Annotated in this window: 16 protein-coding genes; 7 read left to right on the plus strand and 9 right to left on the minus strand. The window is 55.4% G+C overall.

Translation table 11 applies throughout. The features are described 5' to 3' along the window. Nucleotides 1-232: 232 nt before the first annotated feature. On the minus strand, nt 233-370 hold the full coding sequence (locus tag N655_RS20815; protein ID WP_238324839.1) for a hypothetical protein: 138 nt from the start codon (nt 368-370) through the stop codon (nt 233-235). Here N655_RS20815 and N655_RS16540 point away from each other — a divergent pair. Then, entirely contained in the window at nt 314-1,453 is a 1,140-nt protein-coding gene (locus N655_RS16540) for a glycosyltransferase (RefSeq protein ID WP_238324808.1), read from the plus strand. The genes N655_RS20815 and N655_RS16540 overlap by 57 nt on opposite strands. Here the strand turns inward: N655_RS16540 and N655_RS0100550 are convergent. Then, nucleotides 1,373-1,978: a haloacid dehalogenase gene (locus N655_RS0100550; RefSeq protein WP_026441424.1), complete on the minus strand. Its 606-nt coding sequence runs from the start codon at nt 1,976-1,978 to the stop codon at nt 1,373-1,375. The two genes, N655_RS16540 and N655_RS0100550, sit on opposite strands and share 81 nt — an antisense overlap. Nucleotides 1,979-2,158: 180 nt before the next feature. On the opposite strand from N655_RS0100550, the gene N655_RS0100555 reads away from it, so the two are divergent. The 3 genes from N655_RS0100555 to uppS all read left to right on the plus strand — a co-directional run bounded on the left by N655_RS0100555 (nt 2,159) and on the right by uppS (nt 5,243). Beyond that, nucleotides 2,159-2,689, plus strand: a complete 531-nt coding sequence (locus N655_RS0100555) for a helix-turn-helix domain-containing protein (protein ID WP_026441425.1) — start codon at nt 2,159-2,161, stop codon at nt 2,687-2,689. A 209-nt stretch (nt 2,690-2,898) separates the two neighbouring features. Next, complete coding sequence (locus N655_RS19575) at nt 2,899-4,347, plus strand: DUF3300 domain-containing protein (protein ID WP_162173460.1); 1,449 nt, start codon at nt 2,899-2,901, stop codon at nt 4,345-4,347. Between the two features lie 74 nt (nt 4,348-4,421). After that, on the plus strand, nt 4,422-5,243 hold the full coding sequence (gene uppS / locus N655_RS0100565; protein ID WP_238324409.1) for an undecaprenyl pyrophosphate synthase: 822 nt from the start codon (nt 4,422-4,424) through the stop codon (nt 5,241-5,243). Here the strand turns inward: uppS and N655_RS0100570 are convergent. The 4 genes from N655_RS0100570 to N655_RS0100585 form a co-directional block, all read right to left on the minus strand. Further along, entirely contained in the window at nt 5,240-5,737 is a 498-nt protein-coding gene (locus N655_RS0100570) for a cobalamin B12-binding domain-containing protein (protein WP_238324410.1), read from the minus strand. The two genes, uppS and N655_RS0100570, sit on opposite strands and share 4 nt — an antisense overlap. A 32-nt stretch (nt 5,738-5,769) precedes the next feature. Further along, nucleotides 5,770-6,348 carry a recombination mediator RecR gene (gene recR / locus N655_RS0100575; RefSeq protein ID WP_081823491.1) on the minus strand — a complete coding sequence of 193 codons (579 nt, stop codon included), beginning with the start codon at nt 6,346-6,348 and terminating at the stop codon, nt 5,770-5,772. Nucleotides 6,349-6,478: 130 nt separating this feature from the next. Further along, on the minus strand, nt 6,479-7,432 hold the full coding sequence (locus tag N655_RS0100580) for an MBL fold metallo-hydrolase (RefSeq protein WP_044933731.1): 954 nt from the start codon (nt 7,430-7,432) through the stop codon (nt 6,479-6,481). 37 nt (nt 7,433-7,469) lie between these two features. Further along, a complete protein-coding gene (locus N655_RS0100585; protein ID WP_026441430.1) occupies nt 7,470-7,799 on the minus strand; it encodes a YbaB/EbfC family nucleoid-associated protein in 330 nt (109 codons plus the stop codon). 31 nt (nt 7,800-7,830) lie between these two features. Here N655_RS0100585 and N655_RS0100590 point away from each other — a divergent pair, with 31 nt between their 5' ends. After that, nucleotides 7,831-9,333, plus strand: a complete 1,503-nt coding sequence (locus tag N655_RS0100590) for a leucyl aminopeptidase (protein WP_026441431.1) — start codon at nt 7,831-7,833, stop codon at nt 9,331-9,333. A gap of 42 nt (nt 9,334-9,375) precedes the next feature. Here N655_RS0100590 and N655_RS0100595 read toward each other — a convergent pair whose 3' ends face one another. Beyond that, complete coding sequence (locus tag N655_RS0100595; RefSeq protein ID WP_026441432.1) at nt 9,376-9,936, minus strand: type 1 glutamine amidotransferase domain-containing protein; 561 nt, start codon at nt 9,934-9,936, stop codon at nt 9,376-9,378. Nucleotides 9,937-10,102: 166 nt separating this feature from the next. On the opposite strand from N655_RS0100595, the gene pstS reads away from it, so the two are divergent. Then, on the plus strand, nt 10,103-11,179 hold the full coding sequence (gene pstS / locus N655_RS0100600) for a phosphate ABC transporter substrate-binding protein PstS (RefSeq protein ID WP_026441433.1): 1,077 nt from the start codon (nt 10,103-10,105) through the stop codon (nt 11,177-11,179). A gap of 73 nt (nt 11,180-11,252) precedes the next feature. Here the strand turns inward: pstS and N655_RS0100605 are convergent, their stop codons facing one another. After that, on the minus strand, nt 11,253-12,992 hold the full coding sequence (locus N655_RS0100605) for an ABC transporter permease (protein ID WP_026441434.1): 1,740 nt from the start codon (nt 12,990-12,992) through the stop codon (nt 11,253-11,255). Continuing rightward, nucleotides 12,989-14,335, minus strand: a complete 1,347-nt coding sequence (locus tag N655_RS0100610) for an ABC transporter ATP-binding protein (RefSeq protein ID WP_026441435.1) — start codon at nt 14,333-14,335, stop codon at nt 12,989-12,991. The genes N655_RS0100605 and N655_RS0100610 overlap by 4 nt, the downstream gene beginning before the upstream one ends. A 335-nt stretch (nt 14,336-14,670) precedes the next feature. Between N655_RS0100610 and N655_RS0100620 the strand changes: the two genes are divergently transcribed. Further along, nucleotides 14,671-15,045, plus strand: a complete 375-nt coding sequence (locus tag N655_RS0100620; protein WP_026441436.1) for a response regulator — start codon at nt 14,671-14,673, stop codon at nt 15,043-15,045. Nucleotides 15,046-15,048: the final 3 nt, after the last annotated feature.

A 15,048-nucleotide genomic window follows, 5' to 3' on the forward strand; every position in this document is an offset into this window, starting at 1 on the left:
CAAGCTCTCACACAACGAGAGAACCAAGGCAGATTGGCCCCTCCCCCGAGGGGCCCTTTTTTTTGCAAGATTTTTAAAATTTAAGCCCTTTATTCCTACCACTTTTGCCATCTTACTTTTTGAAGATTTCAAAAGTAACAACTTTTGATTCTCGAAGGTAATCAGATTATGTATCTTAAGGTAAGTCTGTGCGTTGTTTAACCAAGCAGACTGGGGACCCCCCGTGAGGACACTACATCTCATCCGCAGCATGAACCCCCAGGACGGCGGCCCGCCAGAAGTAGTCCGTCAGCTCTCGCAAAAGGTCGTTGACTTGGGAGATTCCGTTGAAATTGCCTGTCTTGACCATCCATCGGAAAGATTTTTGCAATCCCTTCCTTGCCCGGTGCATGCCTTGGGGCCAGCATCGGGGATCTATGGATATTCCGCCAAATTACCAGGTTGGTTGGAGCGCAACATCTTGCGTTTTGATCATTTGATTATTCACGGTGTCTGGCAATTCGTGACGATGGCAGGAAGCCGGGCCGCGTATGGCCGCATTCCCTATTTTGTCTTTGTCCATGGCGCAATGGATCCTTGGTTTAAGCGACAATACCCGCTGAAGCACCTGAAAAAATGTCTCTACTGGCCTCTGCTTTACCCAGCGCTCCACCGGGCAAATGCGCTGCTTTTTACCGGAACTCAGGAGAAAAATCTGACGACTGAAAGTTTCTGGCCTCATGCATGGCGCTCCCGGGTACTCACACTGGGAATCGACCCTCCGGAGGAAAAGATTGCTTCTCAGGTTGAGGCCTTTTCCTTGCATGTCCCAGAGGTCCGTGACCGCCGCTTTTTCCTTTTTATGGCCCGGATACACGAGAAAAAAGGCTGCGATCTGCTCATCCGCGCATTTGCACGTCTGGGAGCAGAGCATCCTGATGTGGACCTGGTCATGGCTGGTCCGGACCAGTCTGGATACAAAGCACAACTCCAGGAAATCGTGAGGCTGTGCGGCCTGGAACATCGCGTACACTGGCCAGGAATGCTTACAGGCGAGGCAAAGTACGGCGCCTATCGCAGTTGTGAAGCCTTTGTCCTTCCCTCTCACCAGGAGAATTTTGGCGTTGCCGTGGCTGAAGCGCTCGCTTGTGGACGGCCTGTTCTGATTTCCAACAAGGTAGAAATCTGGAAGCAGATTACCGATGAAGGGGCCGGGCTGGTGGACGATGACTCCCTGGAGGGAACGGAGCGGCTTCTGACCAGATGGCTAAGAATGGACACCGAAGAACAGCATCGCATCGCCAATCGGGCGCGCCCCTGCTTCGAGAAGTATTTTTCCCTTACAAATAGTGCGCGGATGCTTCAGGAAATCCTTGTCTCAGAGGCAAACCCGTCACCCAAGTCCCAGCAGCTGGGCATTTCTTTGCATGGCCTGGATACAAAAAGCGATGTGCGCTTCGAGCGGAACACCTAGTTCTTCCGCACCCTGGATGATGTCTGCACGGCTGACCGAGCGGGCAAAGGCCTTGTCCTTCAGCTTTTTACGGACCCCGGCCACTTCCACTTCATGAATGGACCGGGAAGGTTTCACCAGGGCGCAGGCGGTAAGAAATCCGGCCAGCTCATCGCAGGCAAAAAGCGCTTTTGCTAAATGTGTTCCACGTGGAACATTTGTATAGCTGGCATGTGCCAGAATGGCAGTTCGTATCTCCTCTGGCCATCCCTGCTCGGTTAGAATACGATGTCCTGTCCACGGGTGGTCTTCCGGAGAAGGCCACTTCTCATAGTCGAAATCATGCAGAAGACCCGTGACAGCGTATGTTTCTACCAGAGACTCCCGGGCCTCTTCTGTAAGCCCCAGAGCATCGGCTTGGCGCTCACCATAGGCCCGGACGCACGTCTCAACAGCCAGGGCATGTTTGAGCAGGCTGGGGGACTGGGTATATTCGTTCAGCAGCGTCCAGGCACGCTCTCGGCCATAAGGGTTTTTCTGGGTCATAGCATCTTTCTTCCTGTTTTTATACCGGAATTTTGGTTTTTTTCAGGCTTGACTCACATTTTTCACTTGACAATGCTGGTACATTGCCTGCATGGTAAACATGAGCCGTAAAGATTTTCAGTATAATGCCTGAATTTCACGGCCCGGACGCGCAATGCTCTGGCGCTCCGTAAAACGATTATGGCAACTACCTTAGCAACCGTTGAGGCACGCGAGGTACTCCGTTGCGAACACTGCGGTCTGGTGCAGTTCCGCACCTCGAATTCGATGTGCCGTCGGTGTCACAAACCCCTTGAAATTGAAGAGCCGGAAGCACTTGTCCCTCCCTTTTCCCATGACGCGCCCGATTGCGAAGAAGAAGGCATCCAGGTGGCGCGTGCCGTGCGGAATATCCGCCGTGAGCGGAAGCTGAGCCAGCGTCAACTTGCGGGAAGGATGCAGGTCCCGCGCACATACATCTCAAAGATTGAGAATGGCAAGGCAGTACCTACACTGTCCTCTTTGGAACGGCTTGCCCAGGCGCTGGAAGTGGACATCTGCGCCCTGTTGCGGGATGCGCGGAGTCGCCGTTATGAAGAAACGACAGCCATTCTGGCTGACCCCTTCCTTAAAGAAATTGCTCCTTACGTCAGCCGCATGGACGCTTATCAGCGGTCTATTTTTCTGAACCAGGTACGCGATATGGCCATGGGCCGGAGAAAGACTGCGTGACTTTGTAGAGATTTCAGGCCCCTTGGGCTTGGGGAAGCGCCCCGCAATTCCCGCCGCTTGACCGCATGGACAAAATGTGGACCTGTTCATGTTGTCTGTAAGCGGATTCCAGGGCCTTGATCGGCTCAAGATTCGGTTTCCTTAAGGGGAAACTATAGACCGGGATTAGTGTTCTAATGATTGAATGGCAGGGTCTTTGGGGACCTGTCATGAAGGTGAGAACAATGGTCCTGAAATGGAACGACCGGAAAGATTCTGGAAGCACGCACCGGTGGCTGGCGTTCATGCTTGCTTCTGCGATGTTGCTTACTGGAAACATGAAGCTTTTCGCGCAGGACGTACCTCCGCCACCTCCGGATGCACAGGACCAGCAGCAGCCACAAAGCAGCACCGACAGTAACCAGCAAATTCCTCAGTACGGAGCGCCGCTGCCGTCCGATAGTGAACAGCAGCAGCCACAAGAACAGGACCAGCAGACGGCCACTCAAGATCCGCAACAAGCAACGGCACAGCCGCTCTCTCCAGACCAACTGGACCAGCTCGTGGCCCCGATTGCTCTTTATCCCGACGCGCTTGTGGCCCAGATTCTGGCAGCCTCCACCTACCCGACGCAGGTGGTTGAGGCCTATCAATGGATACAGTCGCAAGGCAACGCATCGCCCGACCAGATTGCCTCCGCAGCCAACGCGCAGCCTTGGGACCCGAGTGTGAAAGCATTGACAGCATTTCCCTCTGTTCTGAAGCAAATGAACGACAATCTGCAGTGGACGACGGACCTGGGAAATGCGTACTACAACCAGCCGCAGGATGTCATGGATGCCGTCCAGCAGATGCGGCAGCGTGCGCAACAGGCTGGGACACTCACAGACACTCCGCAGGAGACGGTTGCGGAGGATGATGGAAATATTGAGATTGAGCCGGCAAACCCGGATGTAGTGTATGTGCCGGTCTATGATCCGTGGGTGGTCTACGGAACGCCACTGGTTGCATGGCCGGGTTACTACTACGCCCCTGCACCTGCATACATCGTTGGCGTTGGGTTTGGATGGGGCTTCCGGATGGGCTTTGCATGGGGTGTCCCATTGCGTCCCTGGGCGCCGTGGGGATGGGGATGGAACCGCTGGGGCTGCGGCTGGTATAACCGCACCGTGATCTATAACCGCACGACCTACATCACGCGCAGCACAACCGTCATCAACCGTGGTGTGAACCGTCCAGGATCGCCTCCGCTGCAGCTTGCCGGAATGCGCGGGTCCTTCATCAACCGCCCGCAGTTTGCAAACTATGCGCGTAACGTGGCCATGGGTGCACGTCCGGCCCCAGCAGCCATGGGAACAGGACGGCCAGGAATGCTGACGCAGCCAGCCAACCGTGTCAATCCGGGTGGAGTGATGCGGCCCGCTGCACCGGCAAACGGGTTCATGAACCAAAATCGGCCGGCCACTCAGAACATGCCACGGCCCGCATATCCTTCCCCGGACATGTACCGGCCATTGGCGCCGCAAGCGCCGGCGTATAACCGGCCCATGCCCGTCTACCGGGCACCACAAGGGAATGCACCCACATATCGTGCACCGGAATACCACGCTGCTCCTCCGCATGTGAGCGCGCCACCGGCACCCCATTTCAGCGGAGGCGGCGAACCTCATCACCGTTGATCTCTGTGGGAGAGGCGGCCGTGCCTGATTGCAGCAGCCACGGCCATGTGCTACGGTCGGATGAGAGGACAATCTTGAGCCGCATTCACGAGTTACTGCCGGAAGAGCTGGCCATATACCGCCGTCTTGACCCGGAACGCCTTCCGAAGCATGTAGCCATCATTATGGATGGAAATGGGCGCTGGGCGGGCAGACGCAGCCTCAAACGCTTTCTGGGACACCAGCAAGGTGCAGAGGCAGTGCAGTTTGTTGTGGAAACGGCTTCTCGGATTGATCTGCCATGGCTTACCCTCTACGCCTTTTCCCTGGAAAACAATCTCCGTCGGCCCAAAACTGAAGTGAATTTTCTGATGCGCTTGTTGAGCACATACCTCAACAACAATGTAAAACGCATGAACGACAACAACGTGCGCATCCAGTACATCGGCCGAATCCATGAATTGCCTGCTGAGGTGCAGGAACGGATGCAGTGGGCGGCCGAAGCCACCCAGCAGAACACGGGCACCGTTTTGACGCTGGCGCTGAATTACGGGGCCAGGTCAGAGTTATTGGATGCCTTCAAGGGCCTTTATCAGGAGATTGCACAGAGACACATCGGAATTGAAGACCTGACCGAACAGGACATCCAGAGGCACCTGTACACTGCTCATATGCCGGACCCGGACCTGTTGATCCGGACCTCAGGTGAGATGCGCATCTCTAACTATCTGCTCTGGCAAATCGCCTACACGGAAATCTTTGTGACGGCGCGGCTTTGGCCTGATTTTCGCGGCGTTCATATGCTGGAAGCCATTGAGGACTATCAAAGACGGGAGCGTCGCTACGGAGGACTGGGCGACGGCAGCGAGTCGGATGATGTGGCCTCCTTACCCGCCAATCAACTGGTGAACCGTTAGCTTCCTGCCTGCCTGGCAGCCGAGAAGAGGCCCCTCGGGCGAACATTGCTGCGAATAAAATCGACAATGGTTTCCAGCGAGGTCCCCGGGCCAAAGATGGCGCTGACTCCATGTTCTCTTAGAAAAGCAGTGTCCTGGGCCGGGATGGTTCCGCCGAGGACGACGAGGATGTCTTCGGCGCCGCGCTCTTTCAGCAAAGCCGTGATGCGCGGAACAAGAACATTGTGGGCGCCGGAAAGAATGCTCAGTCCGATGCAATCCACATCTTCCTGAATCGCAGCATTAACAATCCGCTCTGGCGTCTGGCGCAGGCCGGTGTAGATGACCTCCATGCCCGCATCCCGAAGCGCCCGGGCAATGACCTTTGCACCGCGGTCGTGACCATCGAGTCCGGGCTTGGCAACAAGGACGCGAATTGGAGCAGCACGCTCATCCATAGGAACGGAAAAGAATAACACATGGGCATGACCCAAGGCTGAGGCCCGGAGAACCATGCCCCCGCCATAGCAAGTTTCAGACTACGGACCTACATTTCGCGTCTTCCCTCAATGGCGCGGGACATGGTCACCTCATCGGCGTATTCGATGTCGCTTCCGGCTGGCACCCCAGTAGCGATGCGGGTCACGCGCACTCCGGCAGGGCGCAGAATACCGGCAAGATAGACTGCGGTGGCCTCGCCTTCTACTGTGGGAGAGGTCGCCAGAATGACCTCATCCACATTCCCCTGCTGCACACGGATAAGAAGATTCGCTGTACGCAGATGCTCCGGCCCAACACCATGGAGCGGAGACAGCGTTCCATGCAGGACGTGATAGACACCGTTATAGCTGCGCGTCTTCTCCACTGTTGCGATATTAGTCGGTTCTTCCACCACGCAAACCAGACGCTGATTGCGTGTCGGACTGGAGCAATAGACGCAGGGATCCGTATCGGTAATATTGTTGCAAATCGAGCAGAGCTGTAGTTTCGCCTTCAGGTCCCGAATGGCGCTGGCCAATGCCTCTGCATCTTCACTGCTTGCACGCAGGATGTGAAATGCCAGCCGCTGGGCATTTTTTGAGCCAATTCCAGGGAGTTTGCGCAGCTCTTCAATGAGCCGTGCCATAGGTTCTGCGAATCGTGACAAGGCAATCCCTCACCGCTGTTTTAACAGGATTCGGCTTGCTTTGCCACGACCTGAAACAAGATCACAAGCTTTCTCTTCCTGCACAAAGAAGAATCCCTCGTGAGGGAGTTCAGAGTGTCTGGTAGGCCAAAGCAGCAAACTGGTCAGGAGAAAGAAGGCCCTTGCCCCATTCCGCGTCGTATTTCGACGTAGGTCTGGCCGCTACCACTTCTTCTCTGCTCTTCCCGGAGGCCTTCAGCTTTTCTACTTTGTCGGCCACATCGGAGAGCATGGCTTGATATCTCTGCAAAGATGCCTTATCACCCAGCGGACCATGCCCGGGAACAATCTTAGTTTCATTGTCCGCCAAGGCCAGGCAAGTCTCAGCGGCGCGAACCATCCCGCGAAGGTTCCCGCCGGTACTGCCATCAATGAATGGATAAAACCCGTTGAAGAACGTATCTCCGGCATGAAGGACGTTTGCGTTCACAAAATGAATGTAAATGTCTGTATCCGTGTGCGCGGGCGGGAAGTGAACCAGGTGCAGCTCATCGTTGTTCAGGAAGATTTTCTGATGATCGGTAAATGTCTGCTGGGGGAGTGCAGCCGGAGGGTCAGGGGCAAAGTGCATCTGCATAAAAGCGATTTCCTGCGGAGTGGAGAGGCGTCTGCGCGTGTTTTCATGCGCAATGATGAAGACACCCGTGCTGTCATGCAGCGCTGCATTGCCATCGGTATGGTCATAGTGCCAGTGGGTATTGACCAGCAATTTCAGCGGGGGCGCATTCAGCCCTTGCAATGCTTCCCGGATATGCGGCGCAGCCGTGGAAGCACTTGAATCAATCAATAAAGTTCCGTCCGGGCCGGTCTGCGCCAGCATGTTGCCGCCGACGCCTTGCAGCAAAAAGAGATTTTCGCGAAGCTTGGTTACTTTGATTGGCGTGTTCGCTCCATCGTTACGGAACTGTCGTACCCTGTCAGGAACAGTCGTTGCAGCTTGTTGCGCCATGACGAAACGAGGGGCCGTGATCAGGCCCGCTCCTGCCAGGCCAGCCTGCTTGAGAAAGATTCTGCGCGTCACCATCCTTTGGGTCCCTTTCGAAATCAAGTTGTTTGCAAGTTTACAGCAACCCTGGGGGCAGATTCAGTCCACCCAGCATGGAGGAGGCCGCAGACTTGATGGCCTCGTCTGCACGGCGTCCGGCTTCGTTGAATGCAGCGGCGATCAGGTCTTCCAGCATCTCCACGTCGGCCGAACTGCCGCTAAGGCCGATGACGGCGCTGGGATCAATCGTTACCTTGAGGACCTGCTTCTGTCCGTTCATCTTTACTGTGACTGCTCCGCCACCTGAGGATGCTTCGACGATGGTCTGGCCCAGTTTTTCCTGTATCTGTTCCTGCATCTGCTTTGCCTGGGACAGCATTTCCTGAAGTTTCAAAGGATTGAACATTGCACGACTCCCCCTCCCTTAAACTAAAACCATGAGAACAGTACTGCAATGCGGCAATGCAGCCGGGACAGAAACTGAACTGCTGATCGTCTTCACTACAGACACCACAACAGAAAAAGATGCAAAGCCGGAAGTCACACTTCTGACTGAAGAACCCTCTCTCCGGCAGGCAGCGGCCCCTTTTCTGAACACGGGCGAATTTTCCAGTAATCCCAACGAAACCCTCCTGCTTCACGCGCCGCAGGGACTGCAAGCCAGGCGCCTGCTACTGGTCGGACTCGGGAAGGCTTCCAAGACAACCCTAAACCATGTACGCCGGGCTGCGGGAACAGCCGTCCGCTTCGCAAAAGCGCGGAGGCTGCGGAACCTGTGTATGGTTGCACCCGTTTCTGCCGCTTTTCAGGAAGGGGCCGAGAGGGCCATCGCTGAGGGTGCAATTCTTGCGGATTTTGATCCGGACACCTATCGCAGCGACCGCAAGGACCTGAGTATCGAGTCACTTACTGTCATTCTTGCTGAAGGCGCTGAACAACATGCCGCGGAAGAGAGACTACGTCATGGAGTGGTCCTTGCTGAGTCGCAAAACTTCACTCGCTCCCTGGTCAATGAACCCGGCAACCGGCTCACTCCGACGGTCCTGGGCCGGAAAGCCGCAGAGATGGCCAGCGAATGCGGCCTGAAGTGTGAAGTTTATGGTGCAGAAAAGCTGCATGAACTGAAGATGGGGGCGTTCTGGAGTGTGGCCCAAGGGTCGGATGAGCCTCCGGCGCTGATTGTGCTTACTTATGAGCCGGAAGGTGCTCAGCCAGGTCCTGTGCTGGGCCTGGTAGGCAAAGGCATCACCTTCGATACAGGAGGCATCTCTCTGAAGCCCGCAGACAACATGGAAAAGATGAAGTATGACATGGCAGGGGGCGCGGCGATGATCGGCGCCATGCGGGCCATCGCGCAATTGAAGCCAAAGGTAAAGGTCGTTGCCATTGTCTGCGCTACGGAGAACATGCCGTCAGGCAAGGCACAGAAGCCGGGCGATGTGCAGATTGCTATGTCTGGCAAGAGCATTGAGATCATCAATACCGATGCAGAAGGACGGCTGGTCCTCGCTGATGGTCTGGCCTATGCCAAACAGCTTGGAGCCACACATCTGATTGATGCGGCCACTCTTACCGGCGCTGTTGCGGTTGCTCTGGGCCAGATCAACGCCGGAGCATTTTCCAATGACGAAGAAACCTATCAGCGGTTTAGCAATGCGGCCAACAGAACAGGAGAAAAATTCTGGAGACTTCCGCTGGATGAAGAATACCGCGACCTGATCCGCTCCGACATTGCCGATATCAAGAACACAGGAGGCCGTTACGGCGGGGCCATCACAGCAGCCATGTTCCTGAAAGAGTTTGCAGAGGACACACCGTGGATCCATCTGGACATTGCCAGCATGGCATGGCTGGAGGAGGCAAAACCCTGGACGGCAAAAGGCCCGACCGGCGTCGGAGTACGCAGTATTGTCGAGTGGGTACGAAGCTACGCCAGATGAGGAGGTCGAGGGCCTCCCTCAGTAAGGCAGGCCCTGGTCCCTTTATGCTGCCGCGTGGGCACGGTTCTGGGTAAGAATTTCCATCACCGCTTTGCAAAAAGCAGGAATATCGTCCGGCTTTCGGCTGGTAATCAGATTCCCATCCACGGCCACCTGCTGGTCTACCCAATGAGCCCCGGCATTCTCTAGGTCTGTTTTCACCGAAGGCCAGGAGGTAACCGTTCGTCCTTTTACCACTCCGGCTTCAACCAGAAGCCATGGCCCGTGACAGATGGCCGCGATTGGTTTCCCAGAGGCTTCAAAGTCTTTCACAAATGCGACGGCCTTCTGGTCGGTACGCAGATGGTCCGGATTCATGACGCCTCCTGGAAGCAGGAGCAAATCATAATCCGAGGCCTTGGCTTCCGTGAGTGGCTTGTCTACCCTGACGGACCTGCCCCAGTCTTTGAGGTCCCATCCCCGAATTTCCCCTGCTTTTGGTGATATCACCTCAGTATGCGCACCTGCGGATTCAAGCGTCTCCTTGGGCCCGGTCAATTCCACCTGCTCGAATCCGTCCGTGGCCAGGATCGCGATTTTCTTTCCATGCAGAGTATCTGCCATCCTTCTCTTCCCTCCTGCGATTTTTCTTCGTGCTTTCTGAATAGGAAGAGCGCGGCCTGGAGATGAGTTGCCGCAAAGGTGCAAGCTTTGTGTAAAGAATGTAAATTTCTGTCAGGAAAGCATCCCGTCTGAGGCAAATAACAACAGATTGAACAGGAGGAAGCACGTGGACCCACATTCTTGCCGCAAACTGACCGCTGCGCTTGTAGCTGCAGCCATTTTCAGCATCACCGGATGCAAATCAAATACAGGAGACACGGGACAGGAAAGCGTCATGCTGTCCGGTGCCGGCAGCACCTTCGTTTATCCGGTGATGACGCGCTGGATCCAGGATTATTCCCAGCAGCATCCTAATGTGCGCATTAACTATCAGTCCATCGGCTCTGGCGGTGGAATCCAGCAGGTGAAGATGGGGACGGTGGACTTTGGCGCATCGGATGCGGCACTCAGCGATGAGCAATTAAAGGAAATGAAACCTGTGATCCAGATTCCGGAGTCGGCAGGACCTGTCTGCATCACCTATAACCTGCCGGACCTGAAGCAGCCTCTCCAGCTCTCGCCCCAGGCACTGGCCGCAATTTTTCTGGGAACCATTAAGAGCTGGCAGGACCCGGCCATCACAAAAGACAATCCAGGGGTGCAGATGCCGAAGCTGCCCGTCATTGTGGCGCATCGGGCCGATGGCAGCGGTACTACAAACATCTTTACGACGTATCTGGCCGCTGTGAGTCCGGAATGGCAATCGAAAGTGGGTAAAGGAAGCTCAGTGAGCTGGCCAGTAGGAGTGGGCGGAAAAGGCAGCGAGGGCGTGACAGGAAACATTCGCAACGCACCCGGGGCAATCGGTTATGTTGAGCTGACCTATGCGGAACAGAACCACCTGCCGGTGGCCAGGATCAAAAACCAGGCAGGAGCCTACATCGCGCCCACGGCACAGGCCACAACGGCTGCCATCAATGCCTTTACGAGTCAATTAGCGCAGGACCCGCGGACCCCGATCGTCAATCCGCCTGCTTCGGCAAAAGATGCCTACCCCATTTCCGGCCTGACGTTCCTCATTCTTCCCAAGGATGGTCAGGACAAGGAAAAACGGTCTGCACTCAAGAGCTTTGTGCAATATGTCATTACCGATGGTCAGTCCACGGCAGGATCTTTGAGCTATGCGCCTTTGCCCGACGGCGTAAAGCAATATGATCAGCAACAGTTACAACAATTGACTGCAAACGGCCTGCCGCTGCAATAAACGCAGATCTGCCGAGCGGAGGAAAGGAATGAGGGTCTTCATCCGATGCCTCCGCTCCCTCCTATTTACTTCTTTAGTCCAGACGGTATTTTGTTTCTGCCAGATGATATAACGGCCGCCAGACAAGTCGGTTGATGGTGACCACCATGAGGGCCATGATGATGGTGGCCAGCAACAGAACGGGGAAATTTCCGGCATCGCTTGCCGCACTGATTTGTGCTCCCAGCCCTGTGGTGCGCAAGGTCTGGTCTTTGAGGTGGAAATACTCGGCAATGATCGACGCATTCCAGGCGCCACCCGAGGCGGTGACCAATCCGGTAATGAGATAAGGAAAGATTCCGGGAAGGATGACCGTCGTCCAGCGCTGCCAGTTGGGAAAGCGGAAAAGTGTGGCCACTTCACGCATTTCTGAGGGGATGGCCATGGCGCCGGCAATCACATTGAAGAGGATGTACCACTGCGTCCCCAGCATCATGAGGGCCACTGACCCGATGCTGAGGCCCGCGCCAAGCTTCATCAAGCCGATAAGAATCACCGGAAAAAGGGCGGTGGCCGGAAAAGAAGCTGCAATTTGCGCCAGAGGCTGCGCAATACGCGCCAGCCTGGGATTGAAACCGATGGCGACGCCAACCGGGATCGTCCAGGCAGCCGCCAGCAGCAGCGAGATGTTGACGCGGAAAAACGTAGCAACAGCTCCCAGAAGAATCGTACCGACTTCACTGCGGGGGACTTGTTTGAGGAGCAGAATTGCCTTAAAGGCAGCAAAACAAACAACTCCCAGAACAACAATCAGCAGAAGCCAGGAGAGAAAGGCAGCGACCCTGGACCGCGGCTTTTGCTCAGAGGATGCTAACCGCTTTGCATTCCTGCGGGCCAGGCTGCGATAGATGCTCTCACTGAGCGGAACAAGAGTATGCCTTTGGATGGCTGCCAGCATGTTGGAGTGCCGTAAAGCGGCAAGCACAGGCGACTTGACCCGGTCGGCCGCTTCGACATTTTCAAATTTGAATTTGTCGGACCAGTCAATAACCGGACGCCAGACCAACTGGTCAGTGAGAACAATAATGGCGACCATGGTCAAAAGACCATAGGTCATGGCGAGTGAATTTCCTGTAGAAGCGGCAGTCTGTAAATAGGAGCCAAGTCCGGGCAGACGGAACTGGCGGTCTCCTACGGGGAACATCTCACAAACCATGAGGAAAAACCAGCCGCCCGCGACGGAAACCATCGAGTTCCAAACCAGTCCGATGGCCGCATAGGGCAATTCAAGCTGCCACAGGCGCTGCCAGCGCGAAAAACGGTTAATGGTGCAGGCCTCATGCAGTTCACGGGGGATGCTCTTCAGTGAGGAGTAGAAGCTGAAGGCCATGTTCCAGACCTGCCCGGTGAAGATGAGCAGAATCGCACCAAATTCAATCCCAAGCTGCCGACTAGGGACAAGCGACATCATGGCCAGCATCACTCCAGGAAGGAAGCTGAGCACTGGTATGGACTGCAGAATGTCGAGCGTAGCAATCATCAGCGCTTCCAGCCGCCGATGATAGGCAGCGATGTAGCCATAGACAACGGCAAACAACAGACTCAGCAGATAGGCCACGCCGATGCGCACCACCGAATAAAAGGCATACAAGGGCAGCATGCGTGGAGACTGCGAAATCTGCACTTCCGGAACTGCGCCGCTCATCCAGTAGTGAGCAATCTGAAGAACAGCATAAAAGCCGGCAAGCAGGCCGAAGGCCACGGTAAGGTCAAGAAAGAACGGCCAGGACCGCTCGACCACCAGCGAGCGTGAAAGCGTATAACGGACCTTCATGCACCCTCGCTTCCGTCTACAGTGGCTGCGGTCTCTTCGACCTCAGGCAGGACAAAACGCCGCCGGGTGGCGTCAAAATCAAACAGTTCGGCGTAGCGCCCCCAGTTAATGGCAGTCTCAAGCTGACGCTGGGTCTCTTCTTCGCTGAACTGCTCATCCAGCATGTCGAGGAAGAACTCTTCGGGTACGGTATGGTCGGATTTATTGTTGAGGGCGCGCGTGATCTGGCGCAACAGCAAAACATGGCCCAATGCTGCCTCCCGAAAAAGCTCCTTCTGGCGCAGGATTTCTGATTCGGCAAATTCGCGCCCCTCCGTCGTGATGGAAACATCGCCTTCTTCAACCTTGAGGAAACCAAGGAGCTGGGCAGCATCCACAATGGGCAGCAGGTCATCCAGTTCAAAAGCAAGCTCGTCAGCCAGACGGTAGACATCGGCCCGTCCACCAAAATCGATGATGATTTCGAGCAGTCCGGCAATGCCTCCGGGTCGAGCATGGGGCAGCATCTCATAGCGCATCTCACGCTGGTCCCGGATGCGGCGACCATCAACATGCAGACGCGGAACATCGGGAGTCACATCAGGCCGGGTAAGGACCGTGTAGATATAGTCCACCAGGCGAGTGAAGGCCGGGGTCTTTTTGTCTCGGGGATGCGGCAGGGCGACCTTGAAGTCGGTGCGCACATGCCCTGGGTTGCGTCCGAGCACAATGATGCGGTCTGCAAGCAGCACAGCCTCTTCAATATTGTGCGTCACGATGAAGATGGCTTGCGTGGGAATGGTCTTTTTCTGCCATAGCTCCAGAAGCTCGCTGCGGAGGTTTTCTGCCGTGAGCACGTCGAGGGCCGAAAATGGCTCGTCCATAAACAGGACCTCTGGCTCAACGACCAGGGCGCGAGCAAAACCCACACGTTGGCGCATCCCACCGGAAAGCTCTTTCGGATATGCGGACTGGAAACCGTCAAGTCCAACCGTGTCCAGAATCTTCAGGCTGCGCTCCCGGCGGACTTCGGGGTCAATCCCCCGGGCCTTCAGAGGTGCTTCGACGTTTTCCAGAACGGTAAGCCAGGGAAAGAGCGCGAAGCTCTGAAAGACGATAGAGACATTGATTTCTACTGAACCAATCGGCTTTTCGTGCCAGAAGACCTCCCCTCCCGAAGGTCTGGACAAACCGGAGAGCATCCTCAGCAGGGTGGATTTTCCGGACCCAGAGGGTCCCAGAAGGGCCACAATCTCGCCTGGCCAAATGGCAAGATCCGTTGGGGCAATGACCTGAATGCGGTTTTCGCTCGGCTGAGCGTAAAATTTCTCGACTTGCTGCGCTCGAATAATCGCTTCCGCCATTGCCAGGACCCCATTTACATTGGTGTAAACCTCTGAACGGGAGAATGCGCCCGCTCTCGCAGCGAAATCAGATTTCCACACAAGCAAAACTGGCATGAAATCTGTATGCTTTCATGATGCCTTTCGGCCGGGTGCCTGTGAGGATTTCCTCTGCTCTAAGTGGATAGAAATTCAGGAAGATGAAGCATCCTCCTGTCCTCAGCGTATCATCTTATGAGAAGGTTTTTATCCAGAAAGTTTCTTATTTTTCTGGCCAGTGGTGGCGGGAGATGTTTTTTTAACCGTCCGTAACAATTGCTTCCAACTTCTACCCAATCTTAGAGAGAGTCGGAGAGATGCACGACAACAAGCAGGCTAAACCTAAAGTCCTTGTGGCTGATGATGAACGTGTAATTGCTGATACTCTGGCCATCATTCTGAACCAGAGTGGATTTGAGGCCATTGCTGTCTACAGCGGAGAGAAGGCAGTAGAGATGGCAGAATCCATAAAGCCGGACATGCTGATCAGTGACGTCATCATGACGGACCTGAATGGGATTGATGCAGCCATCAAGATCCGCGCGATGCTGCCCTCCTGCAAGATTCTGCTCTTTTCCGGACAGGCAGCGACCGCCGACCTGCTGGATCGCGCCCGCAATCAAGGCCATGAGTTTGAGATCCTGGCAAAACCCGTGCACCCGCAGGACCTGCTGGCAAAGCTGAGGGCCTAAATA

It is taken from the genome of Pseudacidobacterium ailaaui (assembly GCF_000688455.1).
Lineage (GTDB): Bacteria > Acidobacteriota > Terriglobia > Terriglobales > Acidobacteriaceae > Pseudacidobacterium > Pseudacidobacterium ailaaui.

Bases quoted from the DNA above. Each gene is read 5' to 3' on its own strand.
- N655_RS0100550 (WP_026441424.1), bottom strand. From the start codon at position 1,978: ATGACCCAGAAAAACCCTTATGGCCGAGAGCGTGCCTGGACGCTGCTG.
- N655_RS0100555 (WP_026441425.1), top strand. From the start codon at position 2,159: ATGGCAACTACCTTAGCAACCGTTGAGGCACGCGAGGTACTCCGTTGC.
- N655_RS19575 (WP_162173460.1), top strand. From the start codon at position 2,899: ATGAAGGTGAGAACAATGGTCCTGAAATGGAACGACCGGAAAGATTCT.
- N655_RS0100570 (WP_238324410.1), bottom strand. From the start codon at position 5,737: ATGGTTCTCCGGGCCTCAGCCTTGGGTCATGCCCATGTGTTATTCTTT.
- recR (WP_081823491.1), bottom strand. From the start codon at position 6,348: ATGGCACGGCTCATTGAAGAGCTGCGCAAACTCCCTGGAATTGGCTCA.
- N655_RS0100580 (WP_044933731.1), bottom strand. From the start codon at position 7,432: ATGGTGACGCGCAGAATCTTTCTCAAGCAGGCTGGCCTGGCAGGAGCG.
- N655_RS0100585 (WP_026441430.1), bottom strand. From the start codon at position 7,799: ATGTTCAATCCTTTGAAACTTCAGGAAATGCTGTCCCAGGCAAAGCAG.
- N655_RS0100590 (WP_026441431.1), top strand. From the start codon at position 7,831: ATGAGAACAGTACTGCAATGCGGCAATGCAGCCGGGACAGAAACTGAA.
- N655_RS0100595 (WP_026441432.1), bottom strand. From the start codon at position 9,936: ATGGCAGATACTCTGCATGGAAAGAAAATCGCGATCCTGGCCACGGAC.
- N655_RS0100605 (WP_026441434.1), bottom strand. From the start codon at position 12,992: ATGAAGGTCCGTTATACGCTTTCACGCTCGCTGGTGGTCGAGCGGTCC.
- N655_RS0100610 (WP_026441435.1), bottom strand. From the start codon at position 14,335: ATGGCGGAAGCGATTATTCGAGCGCAGCAAGTCGAGAAATTTTACGCT.
- N655_RS0100620 (WP_026441436.1), top strand. From the start codon at position 14,671: ATGCACGACAACAAGCAGGCTAAACCTAAAGTCCTTGTGGCTGATGAT.